The organism is Arthrobacter sp. OAP107 (assembly GCF_040546765.1).
Classification (GTDB): Bacteria; Actinomycetota; Actinomycetes; order Actinomycetales; family Micrococcaceae; genus Arthrobacter.
This window is the reverse complement of sequence record NZ_JBEPOK010000001.1, coordinates 1,869,459-1,888,139: the sequence shown is the minus strand read 5'-3', so window position 1 is coordinate 1,888,139 and position 18,681 is coordinate 1,869,459. Positions and strand designations below refer to the sequence as shown.

At 66.5% G+C, this 18,681-nt stretch carries 16 protein-coding genes; 13 read left to right on the top strand and 3 right to left on the bottom strand.

The window, feature by feature from the left end; translation table 11 throughout:
• Positions 1 to 27: 27 nt before the first annotated feature.
• Both ABIE00_RS08855 and ABIE00_RS08850 read left to right on the top strand, forming a co-directional pair.
• On the top strand, positions 28 to 1,344 hold the full coding sequence (locus ABIE00_RS08855; protein WP_354259180.1) for a hypothetical protein: 1,317 nt from the start codon (positions 28 to 30) through the stop codon (positions 1,342 to 1,344).
• 233 nt (positions 1,345 to 1,577) lie between these two features.
• Positions 1,578 to 2,375 (top strand): DUF5131 family protein, encoded by a 798-nt coding sequence (locus ABIE00_RS08850; RefSeq protein WP_354259177.1) that lies wholly within the window; start codon positions 1,578 to 1,580, stop codon positions 2,373 to 2,375.
• Here ABIE00_RS08850 and tcmP read toward each other — a convergent pair.
• Together tcmP and ABIE00_RS08840 are read right to left on the bottom strand one after the other, a co-directional pair.
• Entirely contained in the window at positions 2,372 to 3,565 is a 1,194-nt protein-coding gene (tcmP, locus tag ABIE00_RS08845) for a three-Cys-motif partner protein TcmP (protein ID WP_354259174.1), read from the bottom strand. The two genes, ABIE00_RS08850 and tcmP, sit on opposite strands and share 4 nt — an antisense overlap.
• A gap of 186 nt (positions 3,566 to 3,751) precedes the next feature.
• Positions 3,752 to 4,588, bottom strand: a complete 837-nt coding sequence (locus ABIE00_RS08840) for a hypothetical protein (RefSeq protein WP_354259171.1) — start codon at positions 4,586 to 4,588, stop codon at positions 3,752 to 3,754.
• 261 nt (positions 4,589 to 4,849) lie between these two features.
• Here ABIE00_RS08840 and ABIE00_RS08835 point away from each other — a divergent pair, with 261 nt between their 5' ends.
• Positions 4,850 to 6,022, top strand: a complete 1,173-nt coding sequence (locus ABIE00_RS08835) for a hypothetical protein (protein ID WP_354259168.1) — start codon at positions 4,850 to 4,852, stop codon at positions 6,020 to 6,022.
• Here ABIE00_RS08835 and ABIE00_RS08830 read toward each other — a convergent pair.
• Positions 6,003 to 6,494, bottom strand: a complete 492-nt coding sequence (locus ABIE00_RS08830) for a helix-turn-helix domain-containing protein (RefSeq protein ID WP_133830691.1) — start codon at positions 6,492 to 6,494, stop codon at positions 6,003 to 6,005. The two genes, ABIE00_RS08835 and ABIE00_RS08830, sit on opposite strands and share 20 nt — an antisense overlap.
• Positions 6,495 to 6,936: 442 nt before the next feature.
• On the opposite strand from ABIE00_RS08830, the gene ABIE00_RS08825 reads away from it, so the two are divergent.
• The 10 genes from ABIE00_RS08825 to mobL all read left to right on the top strand — a co-directional run bounded on the left by ABIE00_RS08825 (position 6,937) and on the right by mobL (position 18,559).
• Positions 6,937 to 7,320 (top strand): hypothetical protein, encoded by a 384-nt coding sequence (locus ABIE00_RS08825; protein WP_056387364.1) that lies wholly within the window; start codon positions 6,937 to 6,939, stop codon positions 7,318 to 7,320.
• A gap of 173 nt (positions 7,321 to 7,493) precedes the next feature.
• Entirely contained in the window at positions 7,494 to 8,795 is a 1,302-nt protein-coding gene (locus tag ABIE00_RS08820) for a hypothetical protein (RefSeq protein ID WP_354259164.1), read from the top strand.
• Between the two features lie 58 nt (positions 8,796 to 8,853).
• Positions 8,854 to 11,145 carry a phage tail tip lysozyme gene (locus ABIE00_RS08815; protein WP_354259161.1) on the top strand — a complete coding sequence of 764 codons (2,292 nt, stop codon included), beginning with the start codon at positions 8,854 to 8,856 and terminating at the stop codon, positions 11,143 to 11,145.
• A gap of 133 nt (positions 11,146 to 11,278) precedes the next feature.
• On the top strand, positions 11,279 to 12,253 hold the full coding sequence (locus tag ABIE00_RS08810) for a hypothetical protein (RefSeq protein WP_354259158.1): 975 nt from the start codon (positions 11,279 to 11,281) through the stop codon (positions 12,251 to 12,253).
• Positions 12,253 to 12,975, top strand: coding sequence for a hypothetical protein (locus ABIE00_RS08805; protein ID WP_284975291.1), 723 nt, complete (start codon positions 12,253 to 12,255; stop codon positions 12,973 to 12,975). The genes ABIE00_RS08810 and ABIE00_RS08805 overlap by 1 nt, the downstream gene beginning before the upstream one ends.
• A 73-nt stretch (positions 12,976 to 13,048) precedes the next feature.
• Positions 13,049 to 13,855 (top strand): hypothetical protein, encoded by an 807-nt coding sequence (locus ABIE00_RS08800; RefSeq protein ID WP_133830696.1) that lies wholly within the window; start codon positions 13,049 to 13,051, stop codon positions 13,853 to 13,855.
• Positions 13,852 to 14,583 carry a hypothetical protein gene (locus ABIE00_RS08795; protein WP_133830697.1) on the top strand — a complete coding sequence of 244 codons (732 nt, stop codon included), beginning with the start codon at positions 13,852 to 13,854 and terminating at the stop codon, positions 14,581 to 14,583. Before ABIE00_RS08800 ends, ABIE00_RS08795 begins: the two co-directional genes overlap by 4 nt.
• Before the next feature lie 52 nt (positions 14,584 to 14,635).
• A complete protein-coding gene (locus tag ABIE00_RS08790) occupies positions 14,636 to 15,172 on the top strand; it encodes a hypothetical protein (RefSeq protein ID WP_354259154.1) in 537 nt (178 codons plus the stop codon).
• Positions 15,172 to 16,188 (top strand): hypothetical protein, encoded by a 1,017-nt coding sequence (locus tag ABIE00_RS08785; protein ID WP_133830699.1) that lies wholly within the window; start codon positions 15,172 to 15,174, stop codon positions 16,186 to 16,188. The genes ABIE00_RS08790 and ABIE00_RS08785 overlap by 1 nt, the downstream gene beginning before the upstream one ends.
• A 94-nt stretch (positions 16,189 to 16,282) precedes the next feature.
• Complete coding sequence (gene mobL, locus ABIE00_RS08780; protein WP_166651670.1) at positions 16,283 to 18,559, top strand: relaxase MobL; 2,277 nt, start codon at positions 16,283 to 16,285, stop codon at positions 18,557 to 18,559.
• Positions 18,560 to 18,681: the final 122 nt, after the last annotated feature.

The following is an 18,681-nucleotide window of genomic DNA, read 5'->3' as shown; positions in this document are numbered from 1 at the left end:
TCTGGAATATCACGTTAGGCTGTCGCAATGACCGAACTCTGGATGGCGTTGGCAGTCGTCGCAGTCGTCGTGTCCGCTGGCGGGCTCCTTACTCTCACTCTTCGCAGGCACAGAAGTGCTCGAGGAGACACGGCAAGAACACCAGTGGCGGCTGAGCCTTTGCTGAGCGACACCTTGGAACCTGTCCGGGTTCTCCCCCCTTCGGGGATTCTGGTTCCAGAGGCCGTCTTGTCCGCCACCGGCGCATCCGTCTCGGTCGAGGAGGCGCTTGAGGTCGCATCAATTCCTATGGCGTTCGAGTACCACCCGATCACCGACATCGAGCTAACAAAGTACAAGTCGGTCCCAGTAAATGCTGCCATTCAGCAAGCACTCACCAACATCGTCCGCGCAGTGGATCCGAAGAGTGCCACACTTTTCAAGGTAGTGCTGCCGAAGGGTGCCGAGCTTGTTCGCGCGGTTGGAACCAGCGGGTTCCGCGGATTCTCTCGCGGACCCGCCAGTATCTCAGCTCAGGCCGTCCTGTACCCGGTGGGGGTCGGAGGTGCCGCGGTTGCTGGTTGGCCGATCTTGGCAGTGGGTGCCTCGGTGATGGCTCTGGACATGCTCGCCCAGCGGGAACAGAGGGTTCATCAGCGGCGGGTCGAGACAATCCTTGGACGTCAGGAGAAGCGATATGTAGACATGCGTATTGCGGCCCAACGAACGACGGACAAACGACTGTCCAAAGCAATCAGTTCCATGCCCGACGGCGGGCTTCCTGATCTGGACGTTGTTCAGCAAAGTGCCGGCGAGGAGTTCCACAACGCGGACATATTCTTGGAGCAAACCTGGTCTGCTATCCAGTCACTCCTGGAGTCTGGTGTGGGCAGCGGTGCTGTTGACTATCGCAACCTGGAAAAAGCCCTTGGCGGCAAGACGAAAGATCTCGACCATTTTTTTCGCGAACTTCACTTCGCTCGTGCCGCTGTCGCCCTCGGACGAAAAGCGCTTCTCGCCGACGCCGCGAAAGCAGCGCTTGCCGATCCTGGCAACCCATACCTTGCCTTTCGAAAGTCTCTTGAGCGAGACGCAGCGGATGTGAGAAGGGCTGAGAACCGCGAGGCTCAGGTCACCGAGGCACTCACCACGCTGGAGCTCACTGGTCGTTGGCATAAGACCAAGAAGTCGATCGCTGGCCGGCAGACAGCTTTTCGTGAACGGGTGACGCCTCCACGGATCGATCCGCCTGACACCGTGCAGTACATCGCGCTTCCTTCGGGTGAGATCCATCAGCTCGTGCCAATTGAAGTCCAGTCCGGCGAGGAGTTAGAGGCTCAACACCCGAATGGCGTATCAGCATGATCAATGCGCCGCGATGGGGCAAAGGTTGATCTTGTTCTTGCCTGATCGCGCGGTCGGGCAACAGTTCGTGGGGGATACCGCGCCTTGCATTTGAGAGTCCAATCGGTACATCTCTCCCCTCGTAGCGGCGTGGTGGAAAGCCATACGTCGTTCGTGCCGTGAGATGATCGGGCCAAGATCTAGATCCATGCGCCGGTCGGATAACCGCGGTTCGCGCGACGATCAGCAACTGCATGGAACGCATTGCTAGTCGCAGTGGTTATGAGAAGGGTGAGACTGTGTCGACGAACAGTGGGATTGAGTGGACTGAGGTGACATGGAACCCTGTCACAGGTTGCGATCGGGTCGCTGCAGGGTGCGACAACTGTTACGCTCTGGCGCTCGCGAAGCGTCTGAAGGCCATGGGTGCGGAGAAGTACCAGACCGACGGTGACCCCCGGACCTCCGGTCCTGGATTCGGGGTCACGACGCACCCGGCAGCATTGAAGCAGCCCCTTAGCTGGCGTAAACCCAAAATTGTCTTCGTGAATTCGATGAGCGACCTGTTCCATGCCAAGGTTCCGCTCGACTTCATTCGCGACATCTTTGACGTCATGCGCCAGACACCACAGCACACCTACCAGGTGTTGACCAAGCGGGCTCATCGGATGGCGAGGGTGGCAGACAAGCTTGATTGGCCAGACAACCTGTGGATGGGAGTCTCGGTGGAGTCGTTTGATGTCGTCGATCGCATTGACTACCTTCGAGCTGTACCAGCCGCAACACGATTCCTGTCCTGCGAACCGCTCATCACAGCATTGCCGACATTGAACCTTGAAAGCATCGACTGGGTGATCGTCGGTGGCGAGTCCGGTCCGCGCGCACGGCCCATGGATCCGACCTGGGCCGAAGACATCCGTGACCAGTGCCTTGAAGCCGATGTGGCGTTCTTCTTCAAGCAGTGGGGCGGACGGAGTCCGAAGGCGAATGGGCGCGAACTCGGAGGACGCACTTGGGATGACATGCCGCAACTCGCTGCAGCGTCAGCCTAGCCGGTGGCCTTGCGAATGACGTGTTGGTGGGGCTTGGCTCCTTTGGTGGCGAACTCAATCTCGCCTGACTTCACGAGCGCGCGAAGTGCGGCCGAGAAGGCCGTCTCCTTGGCCTCGCCGTAAAGATCGCCATAGACCTCCTGGACGTGTTCGACTACAGCCTTCGGCTGGCCGTCCGACACCAATGAACGCAGGTTGTCAGTGATGTGTCTGATCGCCGAGTCGTGTTCACGTTCGAACTGATCTGCGACAGTGTCCCAGAGCATGCCCTCACGTTCGTCAGGGTCCGGTCCGAGGCAGTCGATCCATTCTTCCCGTGCCTTTGCCGCGGCAGCCCCGAACACCCAGAAGCCGTGCGGAGCCTGGGTGAGGAAAATCAAGTAGTACACGGGCTGGTGGCGAATCTGCCGTCGCACCGGCGCGACGACGCTGCCATATTTCGTGCCCGCCGCAAGTCGTCGGGCGTACTCGTGTGCGACGGCGTCCGCGGCCGCCTCCCAGGAGGTTCCGCCAGAAGCCTCGTGTGCTTGCAATGCCACGTCACGCCACCACTCGCCCCCGCACACTGAGTCCGCTTTGGCGACGCCTCCAAGGTCGAGTTGCCCCTTCTTCAGCTGTCCGCCAGCACGGCGAATGAGGTCAGCGTTGAAGTTCAGCAGAACTTCCGTCCGAGGCCATGAACCTCGTTTGAGGAGGACGTTCCTGATCGAATCCATGGGCAGCCCCGCGCCGCAGGGGTCAAGGAAAACGAACAGGCTCGCGCCTACGGCGAGCTGCCTGACCTCGTCGAGGTGCTGCCCGCAATCCCCGTTCCGGCTGTCAACATGGATGCCACGGTTACGGTACTCATCGGCCACCTTGTCGAGAGACACAAAGTCCTCGCGGTTCCTCTCGACCAGGAAGAGGTCGATCCTTGTGGAGTTCTTAGCCTTCTGCGCTGCGAGCATCATTCGCTCGGCGGATCCTGCCTCGCCGGTGTCAAAGCGTCCCCTGCCAGCAAAGCCGTCGAACAGCACCGCCCTCTTCGGCGTCAGCTTGCTGGCCGTCATCGTTGCGAACCTAATGACGTACTGCTCAAGAATCCCGTGCTTGTAGACCGACTGCGGCTTCGGACTCTCCAGCAGTCCAGCCTCGGTTCCAGTGGCCATCCCCCAACTCCGATCTTCCTTAGCAACGTCGAGCTTTGACACGATGGTTATCCAGTAAATGGAGTAATGTCACCATGATAGAGACAGTATGTCAGCGCACAAGAAGGCCCTCGACCGGCATGGGGCGAATCTAGGTGCGTGGAGGCCTTTCGGAGCCTGATTCGCTTCCTGAATCGGTCCACGAGTTCTACGCAGCTCGGCGGGCTCGGGCAGTTGTTGCTTCCAGCGTCAGCCGTACTCGCGGAGGATCTTGGCGACACGGGCGGTTAGCTCGTCGGCCCTGGCGAGGATCTGCTCTTCTTCCTGCGGCGAGATCGCGCGCACGGCGGGACGAGGTTCGGGATCCAACACTGGGGCTGGGACAGGCACGGGGCCCTCGAGCAGGGCGTCCATGGCGCGGATGACCGCCGAGAGTGACGAGGGGTGCATTGAGGAATAAGGGTCGATGTAGCCCCACCGATCGATCGCCGGCAGCATCCCGACGCAGAGGAGCCAGTCGGCACTCGTGTCGGGAAGCAGATGACGGTGTTCGTCGTCCTTCTGGTCAAAGCGGTGACCCAGTGCTCGGACGGCCCTGTGCGACCATCCGGTGTTGGTACCGATCACGTCGAGCCACGACCATACGGCGCACGCGGAGCAGGACTGCGCATCGGGTGTGACGCCGATACGTGAGCGCAGCCGTTGCATCTCATTCGGCCTGAGCCCCAGCGCACCTGCTCGGTCCAGGCCCAGTCCCCCGTGCCCGGGCGGCGCGATCATCACCGCGGCGAAGAGCATTCGCCGCAGGCGCAGACGGAAGACCCATTGGGTCGCAGGATCTTGGATCAGTACGGTGGCGCGCTTTACCAGCCGACGGAGCGATTCGGGGTTGTCTTTGTGGCGGCGCGGCCAAGCCGGGGCGACGGTTGGCTCCTGACTGATCATTCGCCGTAACGAGGCCAGCACAGCGCGCGATGCTCCGACCTGCCTGGAGAAGAGAGCAAGGGTGGCGTCGTCGACCAACTCGGTGGGCTTGCCCGCGACCGAGCACCAGTCGAGCCAGAGATCGGGCAGGGCAGTCGTCATTCTCTTGATTGTCCCACCGGGCGCTGGACAGCTCTGGCTTTTCGTTCTTCGTGTCCCTGCAGCCGAGTGCATGACTATGCGCTGGTTGTGAGTGATTCAACAATCACCGCGTCACGCGAAGGCAGTCCTTCTCCATGCCCCGATAAGCGCACTTACCAGAGACCCGGTTCGAAGCCGCCCCGTCGATCGCGGGTATGGGGAATCGCCACTGACAGACCATTGCGACTTGGATTCTCCGGCCAGTGAGTCGAGACTGGAGTCATGGCAGCACAGGTGAGGCTCGCAGCGCTCAGCGCTCCCACCGTCCCACCTGAACCGGAGGTGGACGACGAGCTGCGCGAGCTCGAAGAAATTTCGCGGTCTTTGGAAGGACACACGCTGTCTGCTGCCACCCGGCGCGCCTATGCCACGGCGTGGCGTGCCTTTGATGACTTCTGTACCGGCCACGGGCTGGAGGCGCTGCCTGCGCATCCGGAGACCGTGCGCTGGTACGTCGCCTGGATGTCCACGCAGCTCGATGACGACGGGCTCCCCCGGTTCTCCGTCGCGACGATCCGCCAGCGCCTGGCCGGTATCGGCGAGAGGCACCTCCGCGGCGGGCTTCTGGATCCCACGGCCCACCGCGGCGTGGTGGATCTCGTGCGCGGGCTGGCCAAGCTGCGGGCCACCAGGCCCCGGCGCAAGCGCCCTCTGCTTCTGGACGACGTGGTCCGGATCATCGCGGTGATGGAGCACGACACATATCCGGCAGGCGTGTCAGCCACCAGGGACGCCCTGGCGGTGTGGCTCGGGTTCGCAGGGGCCCTGCGCAGGAGCGAGGCGGCGGCCCTGACGCTGAACCGGCTCGAGCTGCACCCGGTCGATGGTGTCCACGTTCATGTGGGGGCCTCGAAGGCCGACCCGGAGAACGCGCTGCCGGACGTGGTCGTGCTGCCGTTCGGGAGCTCGCCGGCATCCTGTCCCCCGTGTGCGGTGCACCGTTGGGTCGTGCTGCTCGGGCTCGCCCGGCAGGACGACGCGCGCACACGGCGTCGCGGGATCATGCAGCAGCTGTTCTCGTACGGTCTCGAGGAGCACGTCTGCGGAGCCGCCGGCTCGACGGCGCTCATCAGCAGCGCCGACCTGGCCTCGGGCGCGCCCCTGCTCCGGGCAACGTACCGCAACAGGAAGGACGCCCGGATCCATGCACGGGCGGTGAGCGGCGACGCGCTGCACACGATGCTGCTCTCGCGCATGGTCGAGGCGGGGATGAACCCTGCTGCCTACGGCTTCCACTCGCTGCGGGCCGGGCACGTCACCCAGGCGCGGCGCAACGGTGCGAGCACGGAGGAGATCATGCGCGCCGGCCGGTGGAGCCGGGCAGCGACGGTAGACGTTTACGACCGCGAGTTCAATCCTGCGGCACGCAACAGCGTCATGCGTCTGGGGTTGTAGACCCCTCGATGCCGGGGGCAACCCGGTGCCCGTGCTGGTCGTCCTCCTCGACCGGGACGCGGGCGTCGATGCTTTCCATGAGGCGGAAGTCGACGACACCTTTGAGTTGAGCGCCGCCGCCGAGCACTTGAATGGCCTTGGAGAGCCGCAGCACCTCCAGCCTGTTCTTCTCCCACTCGCGCTGGGCCGCTGCCAGGTCGGCGAGGTACTGCTGCAGCTGGGCCTCGCTCTCTGCCTCCGGATCCTCGGCGACCAGGATCGCCAGGGGGACGTCCAGGGCCTTGGAGGCGGCGACCGCCTCGTCCAGGCGGACGGCGCGGATTTGCTGCTCTATCCGGGTCACCGCCGAAGGGTCGACGTTCGTTCCAAGGATCTCGGCAATCCTGCGGGCCAGCTCAGCCTGGCTGATGCCCAGGCGTTCCCTCTCCTGTCGCAGTCGGCGGGCGAAGAGGTCTCCGGGCAAGGCGTTCATCTGGTTTGGGCTCCTGGTCGGGTACATGGGCGCGAGGGGCTCAGCAAGAAGCGTATGCCGGGCCGTGCCGGAGCCGCACACCGCGCGCCCCGTCATGTGAAATCTACACGTTTTTGAGCAGAACGTCAGTCCTCCCGCCGACACCTCGTTTGCGCTGGTCTTCGAGCACATTCTGGACTCGTATCCGACTCGTCACTAATACGACTATGACTGATGACTCGAATGATGTAGATTGGTCACTGAAGATGTGCACGTATACGAGTCCCTAAAGAGGGGTTGGCCGCATGATTGCAGGCATGTCGTCCCGCTCAACGGGGAGTCACGTCGCATCGGGAGAGACCATTGATAGGGCGCTGTGCTCTGTCTAGGCGAATCGGTTGTGCCAGTCGCCTCGTGACACATGTCATGCAAGCGACCATTCGATAGGCGAGAGGAAAGAACCATGACGAAGATTTACGAGGCGGCACTCGAGCGGGTCGCCCTGCCCACCGCGGCCTGGGACCTGACGAGCTTCCTGGAGAACGCGAAGTCCCAGATCCAGCTCTGGGGCGGGCTGCTGCTCATGCTCCTGGGTGCGGTCGGACTGGTCTGGGGCGGCGTGCTCCTGATCAAGAAGCTGATGGCCACCCCGCAGTCCGCGGGCCAGCAGCAGGGCTGGGGCACCATCGCCCTGCTCATCCTGGTCGGCGGCGCGCTCGGCACCGGTGGGTGGTCGCTGATCAACACCATCGGCTCCGGCGGCCAGAAGACCCTCGAGGACCTCGGCGGCGGCTCTGTCCTCGTGCAGACGGTCAGCCACGTACTGACCAGCGGCGTCCTGGGCTAAGCCCGGCGCGGCAGGAATCAACGGCCGGGCACACAAAGCGTCGACGGACCGCACCGGGTCGGTTGAGGTCACCAGGCCTCAACCGGCCCGGTGCGTCGTTTACGGGGTCGGACGACGGGCGCTGACGACGAGCAGGACAGGCAGAGCAAGGAACAGGACGAACGGGAACGGACATGGGGATCAAGGACAAGGCGCTGGCCTTCGGCAAGCGGTTCAAGCTCGACTCGCACCACGCAATCGAGCGCTTCGGGGTGTTCTTCGGCATCTTCGCTGTGATGGGGCTGGTCGTGGTGGCCGGCTCGGGTGCCGCCGCCTTCAAGGCGGGCAGCGACGCGGTGTCGCACACCGCGCTCTACAACACCGAGTTCACCTCCTCGAAGACCCAGCTCAAGGGCACGGTCGACGGGGTCTACACCAATCACACCGGCAACAGGGCACTGGTCATGATGCACTTCCCCGCCAGCGCGGCGATCTCGTACAACGCGGCGGACTACCAGGCCTTCCTGCTGGGCACCAACGACAAGCTGCAGACCGAGAAGGTCAGTACCAGCGGAATCAGGGGCACCTTCCACGTTTTCGGCTCGACCGGTTACGTCGGGGTCCTCCTGGACGCGGACCGGCCCTTCGACCGGCAGGTGCTCAACCTGACCGTCCGCGCGAACGCCGAGCTGACCTACCACGAGCGGCAGCAGAGCAGGGATGACCAGGTCGTGGGCGACTCGAGCTTCAAGAAGTACGACCAGTGGCGCGTGATCATCAACCCGGGTGCGTCGGGCACCACCGACATCCCGGCCCTGGACGCGGCCAGCTTCGACCCGGCCCGGGCCTATTACGACGTCGTGCTGAAGACCCAGGAGCAGCAGACGCGGGACAAGCTCGACCAGAAGCTGCTCGCGATGCGCACGAGCCTGAAGCAGGTCGAGTCGTACACCTCCGACCTGGCGACCACCAAGGTCGATGGGCTCTTCCTCCGTCCGCCGGCCGTTCCGACCTCCATCGCAGGTGATCAGGTGGCTGGTGTCTCGGCGGCCGAGGCCAAGGACGGGAAAGCGACGCTGGAGCTGAAGACGGGCCATGTCGTGCCCGGCGGATTCGACTTCGACTGGCGCGCGGGCAACGTCTATGCCGGCTACCTCGACACGCTCGTGCCCGCCGGTAAGGGCTATGTGCAGTTCCTCGCCGACAAGCGCGCCGAGGGCAGCGACAGCACGAGCCAGCAGGTCTCGGACATGAAGTGGGTCCTCTCCGACGGCACCGACCTGAAGAAGGACTACCGGTCCTCCGATGTGACGATGCGCCCGCTCACGAACGTGATGAACAACCTCTCTCAGGCCTACCAGGACTACGGCAAGGCCAAGTCGGAGTACCAGTCCGGGCTTCTGCTCGAGCTGCTCGGCCTGGACGTGAAGCTGCGCGATGTGCAGTCCAACAGCACTGCGAACTCGGCCGGGGACTTCCTGACCGTCTATCACTGAGCGCGCTCCACGGAGCGGGCAGTCACCACCCAGGCATCGAGCCGGAAAGGACAAGCTTATGGCCATCGACCAGCCGACGCGGCGGGATGACCCGGCCCGGCGCGCTGCATCGCCCCGCGGGGACCGCAGGTCCGCCGACGGGGGTGCGAAGGAGGAGTCGCAGCCCCCTCGTCGTGAGGGGTCCGGCGTACGCCGCGCCGGGCCCCGTACCGGAGCGGCCTCCGCTCCTTCCCCGTCCGGGGATGCAGCCAAGGGTCTGCCGAAAACCCCGGGGGCCTCCCCCGCGCCGCAGCCCGTGGACCCGACGCCTGCGGGCCGCGGGTCGAAGCACCTGGGAGCCGCACCGGCCCCGGACGCAGCGGCTGCCGCTGGCAAGGCCACAGGTGCGGCCGACACAGCCAGCAAGACCAGCAAGGCCGCCAAGGCTGCCAAGAGCCTCGACGGTGTCGCCGCCGGGGCGGCCGGGGGAGCTGCCCGCAAGGCGGTCGAGGGTGACGGCAGCAGCGCGGTCCGCCGCGGTGCCGGCCGGTACGCGGGAGCGGCTGCCTCGGGAGCTGTCGCCGGGGCGCAGGCCGGAGCCGCCGCCGGTGGTGTCGGCGCGCTGCCCGGGGCAGCGGTCGGCGCTGCCAAGAATGTGGGCCTGGAGACCGGCAAGGATGTTGTCGACGGTGCGTCCAAGGTCACCGGCGGAGGTCCGGACGCCGAGCCTGCCGACAAGCGGCTCGGTGCCGGGGGCACCGGCTACGAGCGGACCTCGCAGAAGGAGAAGGACGGCCAGCTGCTGTCCAAGACCGCCAGGGGTGTCGCCGTCGGCGGCACCGCGGCGGCTGCTCCCCCGGCTGCGGGGCTTCTCATGGTCATGGCCTTCCTGAAGTGGCTCAAGACCATGTTCTTCGCGATGCTCGCGATGGCCGCCAACGCGGCCAGCATGATCTGGGGTTTCATCCTTGGGATCGCCAAGGCGGTCGGGCACACGATCGCCGCACCGTTCATCGCACTGGGCGGGCTGGTCGGCAAGGCGGCAGGAGCCGTGTTCGGGGTCACCGTGACGGCCACCGTCGCCCCGGTGGCCACGGCCGCATCCGGGGTGGCTGCGACCGTTGCCGCGGTGGCTGTGCTCAGCACGGTCCTCACGGGTGTGCTCGACCAGGCCGGCCTCGATGGCGGCCGCGGCTCGACCCTGACCAACTGCATCGTCAATGTCAGCCGCAACGGCCCCGGCGCTGACGTCCCGGCGAACACCGAGGCGAACGCCCGGGCGGTCTACTCCGTGCTGAAGACCTGGGGTATGCCCGAGGAGAACATCGCGGGCATCCTGGGCAACTGGTCGCAGGAGTCGGGCGTGGACCCCACCAGCGTGGAGGGCATCTACAACGAGCCCTACCAGATCGGCCCGCGCAAGCAGACCGCCTGGGACGGGAACTTCACCCACATCCCCGGCCAGTCGCACGGCGGCATCGGTCTGGGCCAGTGGTCGAACGGGCGCACCACGATGCTCCTGGATTATGCCAAGTCCAAGAACCTGGACTGGTACACCATCAAGGCCCAGCTGGCATTCATGGCGGAGGGCGACAGCCCGGGGGACGTGGCCGTGTTCAAGGACATGATCAAGACCTCGCAGGGCTCTCCCTCTGCTGCTGCACTGCACTTCCACGACAAGTGGGAGCGCTCGGCCGACAACGCTTCACAGCTGCAGCAGCGTAAGGCCGACGCCGAGATGTGGTTCGGCAAGATGAGCGGCTGGACCGTCGACACCTCGGTCGTGGGCGGGGTTCAGGACATCGTGGGCGGCATTGTCGACACGGTCGGCAGCGGGATCCGCTCCGTCTTCGGCAACTGCGACAGCGACACCAAGGTGCGCCCGGGCAGCCTCGTCGACGGCGGCATGAACGAGGAGCAGGCCCGGCAGCTGATCGACCTGTACAACCAGGAGGGCGACAAGTTCCTGGACGACAAGTACGGCGCTGGCGGACCGGGCTCCTGCGGCGACAACCACGCCATGAACTGCGTGTCGTTCTCGGTCTACTTCATGAACAAGTACACCTCGTTCCAGCAGTACCCGCCGGGCGACGGCATCCAGACAGCCCACGCGATCGCGTCCATGACGGGCAAGCAGGTCTCGAGTACGCCGACGGCGTACTCGGTCGGTTCCGGGCCGGGTACGGGGTCCGCGGGCCACACCCTCGTGGTGCTGGGCGTGCAGGGCGACAAGGTCATCCTCGGTGAGGCCGGCTACTGCGCGTTCATGGGCCGCGTTCGCGTTGACAGTGCGGAGCGGATGAAGTCCGAGGGGTGGGTGTTCGTCGACGTCACGGACCTCATCACCACGGGCGGCAACCTGCCGGCGTAGCCGGCGGAAGCAGGGCCGGTGTCCGGACGATCCGGGCACCGGCCCTTTCTGCGTCCCGATCCGTGCGCAGTGACCTGTCGAATGGGGCAGACTCGTTATTGAATGACCATTACAGATAGACTTGGAGTCATATATGAGGACAACGCGAGAAAGGGCGGGCATCGTGACGAGTGCGGACGATGATGCGCGTGGCAGGGCCGGGGACACGGTCAAGGACGAGGACGGCGCGCCGAAGAAGCTGAAGGCCCCCGCCACCCGCAGGCGGGTCAGCGGGGTCGAACTCGAGGCCCGCTTCGAGGGCTGGCGCTCCGAGCGGCGCGGAGAGCGGCAGGCACGCACTCCGGAGGAGTCGGCGCGGCGGACGCGCCTGGTTTTGAGCGCCGCAATGGGCGTAGCGATCCTCGGGCTCGCGGCGGCCGCGGGAGTGAGCGGCAAGGGATTCGAGGTGGAGCACGCGGCCAACGCCGACCGGATCTCCGCGCTCCAGGTCCAGATCGAGGATGCCAGGAGCACTCCGGTCGCCCCGGATCTGCCCGGAAAGATGACGCGGCTGATGGAGGCAGCCGCAAAGGACGCCCAGAAGGTCGCGGAGGCCCAGCAGCGCTTCGCTCAGCTGCACCACGAGGCGGCGACACAGCCCAATGCGGGCAACGGTACGCCGAACGCGGCGACACTGCAGATCGCCGAGCACCGCCGGACGCTGGCACCCCTGTTCAGCCCGCGCTCGTTCCTGGCCGACGAGAAGGGGGCCTACTCCTGGACCTCTGTGACGCCGTTCGACCCGAGCACGCAGATCGACCCGCGGTTCCCCTGGTACGTGCGCTACGAGGGTTTGAAGGCTTCCTCGCCTGGAGCGTACGCCTGGTCGGTCGAGTCGGTAATGCCGGACCTCGCCACCCAGGACGCCACGGGCACCACGCGCACGGCGCGGGTGATCTGGCTGTGCCGGGACACCGCGGGTGGACAGGTGCTGGCGTGGGCGAACGCGGCCTACTCCTACGACGGGAAGGCCGGGACTTTCGCGGATCTCAAGGTCGTGGTGACCGCCGCCGGCGCGGAGCACCAGCAGGGCGCATCGACGACGGGTAACGGAAGCGGAGAGGGCTGATGATGCAGGAGCAGCAGATTGACGGCACGGACGAAACGGCAGCGCCGGAACCGGGCTTCATGCGGCGCAACGCCCTGGTGGTCGGGGTCGCGGTACTGCTGGTTACCGCCGTGACGGTGACCGGCCTGACATGGGGGTCCCAGCGCAGTGCACTGGATCAGCAGCAGCAGACGATCACGGGCCTTCAGGGCCAGCTTGCCTCGGTCGGGACCGCGAAGTCCGAGCAGGTCGAGCAGGATGTCATGCAGTCGCTCGGCGTGAGCCAGAGCCGGATCCACGACGACACGCAGATCGTGGACCGCCTGGTGAAGACGGCATTCACCTGGGACTCCGGCCAGGCCTACGAGGCCGCTCGCCGGGACCTGAAAGAGCGCTACCACCTGTCCGAGGACGAGCAGTTCCTGAAGCAGTTCATGCCGCCGGCGCGCTTCAACGAAGACGCCGCGGGCAAGCGCTACTACTACATCGACACCCAAGGGCTGAACTCGGCGGTCAATGCCGACGCGGACCTCGAGGTCGTGAAGGTCACGGCGGACGAGTACACGTATGCCGTGCAGATCGAGGTGGCGGCTACCTCCGATGCGGTGTCCCAGAACAAGGTGGCACCGGACCGGGTCAAGTCGTACCGGACCGTGCTGGTGTACCTCACCGTCGACGCGCAAGGGAAGGTCTCTGGCCTGTCCGCCATTCCCGCTGGCGGTTCGACTCGTCATTCCAGATGATCCGACTCCCTTTCGACTCATCTTCTTGATAGAGTTGTACTGGTACTCGAGACGAAGAGCGAGTTGAGGGGCAATGGCATCGACAAAGATCGGCGAGTCGGGTGTGCAGGCTGACAAGCCTGTCCGCAAGACCCGCTTCGTGGCCGCGCCGGACGCCGGTGCGGCACCGGGCGACGCCGACCCCACTGGGGACGGAAATGTCCCGGGTGCGCTGATGAGCCGCCGGGCGGCCATCGGCGGGGTGTGCACGGGGGCAGCTGCGCTGCTCTGCTTCCTGGTCGGCGCAGGTCTCTCTGGTGGCGAGGCCACCGTCAGCCAAGACAAGGCTCAGCAAATCGTCTCCCTGCGCGAGCAGATCCGCACCGCCGCGGTGCGCACCGACGCCCTCCCGGAGGCCAAGGACGCTGACCGCGCCCTGGTCACGGCACAGGGAGCTGCGGAACAGATCGCCCGGTTGCAGAACGAGTACCGCTACCTGACACCCTCGGTGGCGGACTCGGGCGGGACGCTGGACCAGGCTGCCGCCGAGCCGACGCGCCGGAACCTCACCCCGTACTTCGCCCCCGACGTCGGGCAGGCCACTCTCCAACCCTGGTACCTGCTGGCCTCCGACAAGGACGTCGCCGCGGGCAACGAGATTCCGATGAGCTTCGACTCCGGCTTCAAGTGGGTCGCCCAGCGCCCTTACTCGGTCGAGGTGGACGGCACGATCCGGGTCACCTGGTTGGCGGTGCAGACCCGCCCGGCGGCCGGGCAGGCCCCGGCGGTACTGGCCTGGGCCCGGGCTGACTACGACATGACCCGCAAGAGCTTCTCCGGGGTCCAGACCGGAACGACGACCACGGGCGAGGCCCTGCGGCAGGAGGTGAAGGCACCGTGATCGAGGACGTGAAGGACTGGGTGCGCGCGAGGGCCGGGAAGGTCCTGGTCTGCAGCACCGGAACGCTGCTGGCGCTGTCGCTGCTCTCTCTGGCCCCGGCGCTGCTGGCCGACGGTTCGGCGGACGCCGACGCCAAGGCCGACCAGCTCATCGTCCAGCTCCAGGGCAAGCAGGAGGACGCGCAGGCGGCACTTGAGACCAAGCATGCCCGGTTGCTGGCTGCCCTGCCGGGGATGGATGCCGAGCGGGCCGACCGGGACCGGGCCGCAGCGCGCTCGGTGCTGCTGAGCCTGACGGATTCTTCGGCCGCCTCGCGGACCGTCAAGGAGACGCAGGCCGCCCTCGACGCCCGGTACGGGTTTCTCGGGACCTCGTCCCGGACCCTCACCGAGTTCATCCCGGAGTGGATGGCAGCGACCGGTGCCGGAAAGGGCGCGGGGACGGCGTACCAGCTGGCCGACTTCGACGTCGACGTTGCCGCGGTGAAGGGCCTGGACTACTCCTACATCGGAGTGGCGCGCCTGGACCCGGTGTCCGCCGACGGCAAGTCCACGGCCAAAAGTGAGTACGTGGTCTTCACCTTCGCCACCGGACAGGACGGCACGGTCGCCTCGTTCGAAGCGTACCGGGCCTCGGGCCGGACGCGGGACCAGCTTGCCGCGCAGAGGCCACCTGCCTCTGCTTCACCGGCCGATACCGCCAGCCCCGGACCCAGCCACAGCGGCTGACCGGCGGGACACCCGCACAGACACGACACGACAACCACGAAGGACGAGACGAATGACGATCCAGACTCTGGACAAGACCGGCAGCGCGACCGAGCACGAAGCCCGCGTGGAGGCTGCCACTGCAGTCCCCGTCGAGAAGGCCCCGGTCAAGCCGAAGGCCGGGCGTGGCCCTTCGAAGCTGGCCGGCGCGCTGCGCCGCCTGGCCCCCGGGAAGGGCTCCGGCGGATCGCCGGTGCTGATCTGGGCGGTGTTCTTCCGCTCGGTCGTGCTCATCGCCGACTACGTGCTGGCCTCGATGACTGCGATGGTCGTGATCCCGATGCTCGGCGCGTGGCTGCACCGGCAGTCGGGCGCAGTAAGCGGCGACCTGACCATGGCCGGGACCGTCGCGATGTGGATCGCCCCGCTGCTGTTTGTGGTCCTGTTGCTGGCCGCCGCGGAGATCGCTGCGATGCGCGGGATGTGGCGCTGGTCCACCTGCCGGATCCAGGCTGTGCGCGACGCCCGCACCCCGGCGCTGGCCCCGGCCACCGCCGCCCCCAGGACCACCCGCCCGAGCAAGAAGACCAACCGGAAGAGGAGCAACTGATGCGCACTGCTGGACTGATGATGAACGACGTGTGGGCCGACCGGGCCCTGCGGGAGCGTGGCGTGCAGGCGCACCGCTACGACGGCCTCGATGCCCAGATCGGGGTGCTGGTCGACTCTGTCGAGCTCAAGCACCGCGGCAAGGAGGAGAACTACCGGCCCTACCTGCACGTCGTGGGCGAGCTGCGCTCGATCACTCCCGCCGAGCCGCTGCCGTACGGGATCACCCAGGTGACCTACTCGCACGGCCAGGGCGAGAAGGTCGACGCCTTCTACGAGTTCGACGACGAGCAGCTGGTCGCACTGGCGGCCAAGGGCTACTTCAGCCCTTCGTTCACCGTGCCCGACCAGCTCACGGGGATCGAGTGGGAGCTGCCCGCCAGGGTGGATGCCCTCGTGCTCACCCCGTCTGGGGACCAGGCCGATGCCCCCGTGGTCTTCATGAACGTGCACCGCATCGCCGATCTCGAGATCGACCTGGCCTCCACCGAGTACGACCTGGCGGCCTACTTCGCTGATCGCTCCAAGGATGGTCATGGTCCGGTTGAGTCCGTCGTCGACCAGCGGGGCCTGCGGGCCCGCTCCGACGCGATCAACTCGCTGTTCAGCGAGGACGAGCTCGACTTGGTCGCGCAGGCGGAGAACCTCCAGCGGCCGGAGGCGCAGCAGCCGGCTGCCGAGGGCGTCACCGCGCAGTTGCTGGCGGTCGAGGCCGAGATCACCGCGGAGCGCGAGCAGTATCAGGCTGAGCTGGAGCGCACTGAGGGCACGCCCGAGCACCTGTACCACCAGCGTGTGGCCCCGGCCCTGCACCTGGACGGACCGGAGGATACTGCCGCCCCTGCGGACGCGGAGCCGGATGCCGGCGCGACCCACGATCTGGACTTTGGTCTGGATGAGGAGGCCACCGGGCAGGAGGTGCCCGCGCCGACGCTCGAGGAGCGCAAGCGCGAGGCCTCCCGCCGCGCCGCCGACCTCGACTTCGGCGAGGAAGACGGGCACGGTCTGGGCCACTGAGGCCGAGGCGGGCAGAGCAGTCAGGACGGGCCCCGGTCGCTGGAGGACAGCGGCCGGGGTTCTGTGCATTCACACGACGGAGGGATGAGGCGGGATGGGCCTGAAGCAGTCAGTGGTCATCGTCAACGAGTTCAGTGTGCCGCTGCCCGGCGGCAAGGGGTCCCGGGGCGGCACCCCCGGCGACTACGTCACCCGGTACATGGCGCGCGAGCAGGCGACTGAGTCGCTCGCGCCGATCCAGCGGCTGCGCACGGACGACTTCATCCTGCGCTATATGGCCCGCGAGAGCGCGGTCGAGCGCGCAGGGACGAGCAGGGTCGAGGCCAAGACGACAATGCGCCAGGCCCAGGGCGATGGCGGCGTGGCCTTCGGCTACGGCTCAGTGTCGCTCTCCGACGAGCAGCTGCGGGCTGCGTCCCGGGACATCCAGAAACACTTCGAGAGCGGCAAGACGGTGCTGAAGACCGTGCTCTCCTTCGATGAGGAATACCTGAAACGGCACCGCATCGTCGGCGAGGACTTTCACTGCGAAGGCCGCGGGGACTACCGCGGCCACATCGACCAGATGAAGCTGCGGATGGCGATCATGCACGGGCTGGAGCGGATGAGCTCGGGCACGAGCGGTTTCGACGACCTGCGCTACGTCGGCGTGATCCAGGTCGACACCGAGCACGTCCACTGCCACCTGGCGATGGTCGACGCCGGACACGGCCGCCTGGCCAAGGACGGCACCCAGCGGGGCAAGCTTCTGGATCGGCACAAGTCCCGGTTGCGGCGCGGCGTGGACGCCTGGCTGGACGAGAAGCAGGTCGTCGCGCACCTGTCCAGCGCCGTCGGATACGAGCGCAGGAACGTGACGACCTTCATCAAGCGCTGGGCACACGAGCGCATGCGCTCAGAGGCCCTCCCCCAGTTCCTGCTGGCCTGCCTGCCCGCCGACCGCTCGCTGTGGCGCGCCGGAACCAACGATCTGCGGATGCGCAAAGCCAACCGTCTGGTCTCCGAGCTGGTGGCCGAGCAGCTGGAGCGGCCGGGCTCTCCGCTGCCGGCGGCAATGGAGAGGGTCGTGGAGTACGCCAATCAGCGCCGCGAGGCCGAGGGCCTGCCCACCGACGCGTGGCAGCGCCTGGTCGACGCGGGCCGCAACCAGATCACCGAGCGGGCGGTCAACGGGGTCTACCAGATGCTGCGCGCCCTGCCCGAGGAGGAGCTGCGGGTGCGTACGCCGATGCTTGAGGTGATGGGTATGGACTACGCCGAGATGGCCGCCCTGGCCGCAGAGCGCCAGCAGCAGCACGGCAGCTCGGAGGACGATGTCGTCTCCTTCGGCTTCCGGCTGCGCAGCTATGCCTCCCGCCTGCAGCATCACAAGTCCAAGGCCAGCGCCTACCGCGACCTGGCCCGGCAATGGGAGCGTGCCGAGAAGGCCGAAGTGGCCGTAGAGGACTCCCGGCCGCTCTACGACTTCTACCGCTACGAAGAGGACTGGCACCGGCGGGTGATGAGCAAGTACCAGCACTTCCTGCCGTTTGTCGGCGACGCCAGCCAGTGGTACGCCCAGCAGCAGGAGGTCGCCGCGTACGGCCAGCGCCTGCTCTCGCTGATGGCGCTGCGCCAGGACGCCTCGCTGCAGCGGATGAAGGACGCCGACCAGGCCGAGGAGATGGGCCGCGAGATCTACGGCCAGCCCGGCGGACGGCACCTGACCGCGGGCAAGGCCGGACGGGCGGTGCTGGACGCGCGCATCGAGACGATGAAGCAGGTCTACGACGAACGGCTCCAGGAGCTGCGCACCGACCTGGCCGACTCGGGGCTGGTGCTCGTCGCCGGTCCTGCTGACCAGCGCCGCGCCGTCGCCGGAGGGGATCCGGAGGTCTCCACCCAGCTGTCGATCGAGACCGGGACGGTGCACCCCTTCGACGAGGTCAAGGCACTGGACCTCCATCACCTGGGCTACGACTTCGTGGCCGATGTCGAGATCGGCGAGCGGGCCCGGCGGGAGTTCACCGCAGCCGCGGCCGAACGCCGCCGGCTGCTGCTGGCGGCCATGGAGTACCTCGACCAGTCAGGCCAGTCCGAGGCGATCGCCGACCTCCCTGTCGACGACATCGCCGCGATGACCCGGGTCTCGCGGGAACTGGTTCCGGTGGAGGACGGCTCCACGCGGCCGGTTCTGCGTTCGAGGATCGCGGCGCTGCGCGAAGAGCAGGAACAGGCGGCCCGGATGCGCCGTTCGAAGGCCTCCTCGCTCGACGCCGGCCTGGTGGTGCGTGTCCAGCAGCGGGTCGACGCCGCGGTGGCTGGTGCCGGGGTCCTCCCCGGCCCCGAGCAGGAGCCGGCAGGCCGGTCCGACGGCATCCAGCACGAGTAGGGACACGAGTCGAAAGATCATTCGAATGGTTGCGGAATGCTCTATAGGAGTATTAGTGTATAGAGCAGTTCGGCACTGCACTTCGGGGCTTTGCTCGGACGACGTGAATGATCAAGGCCGTT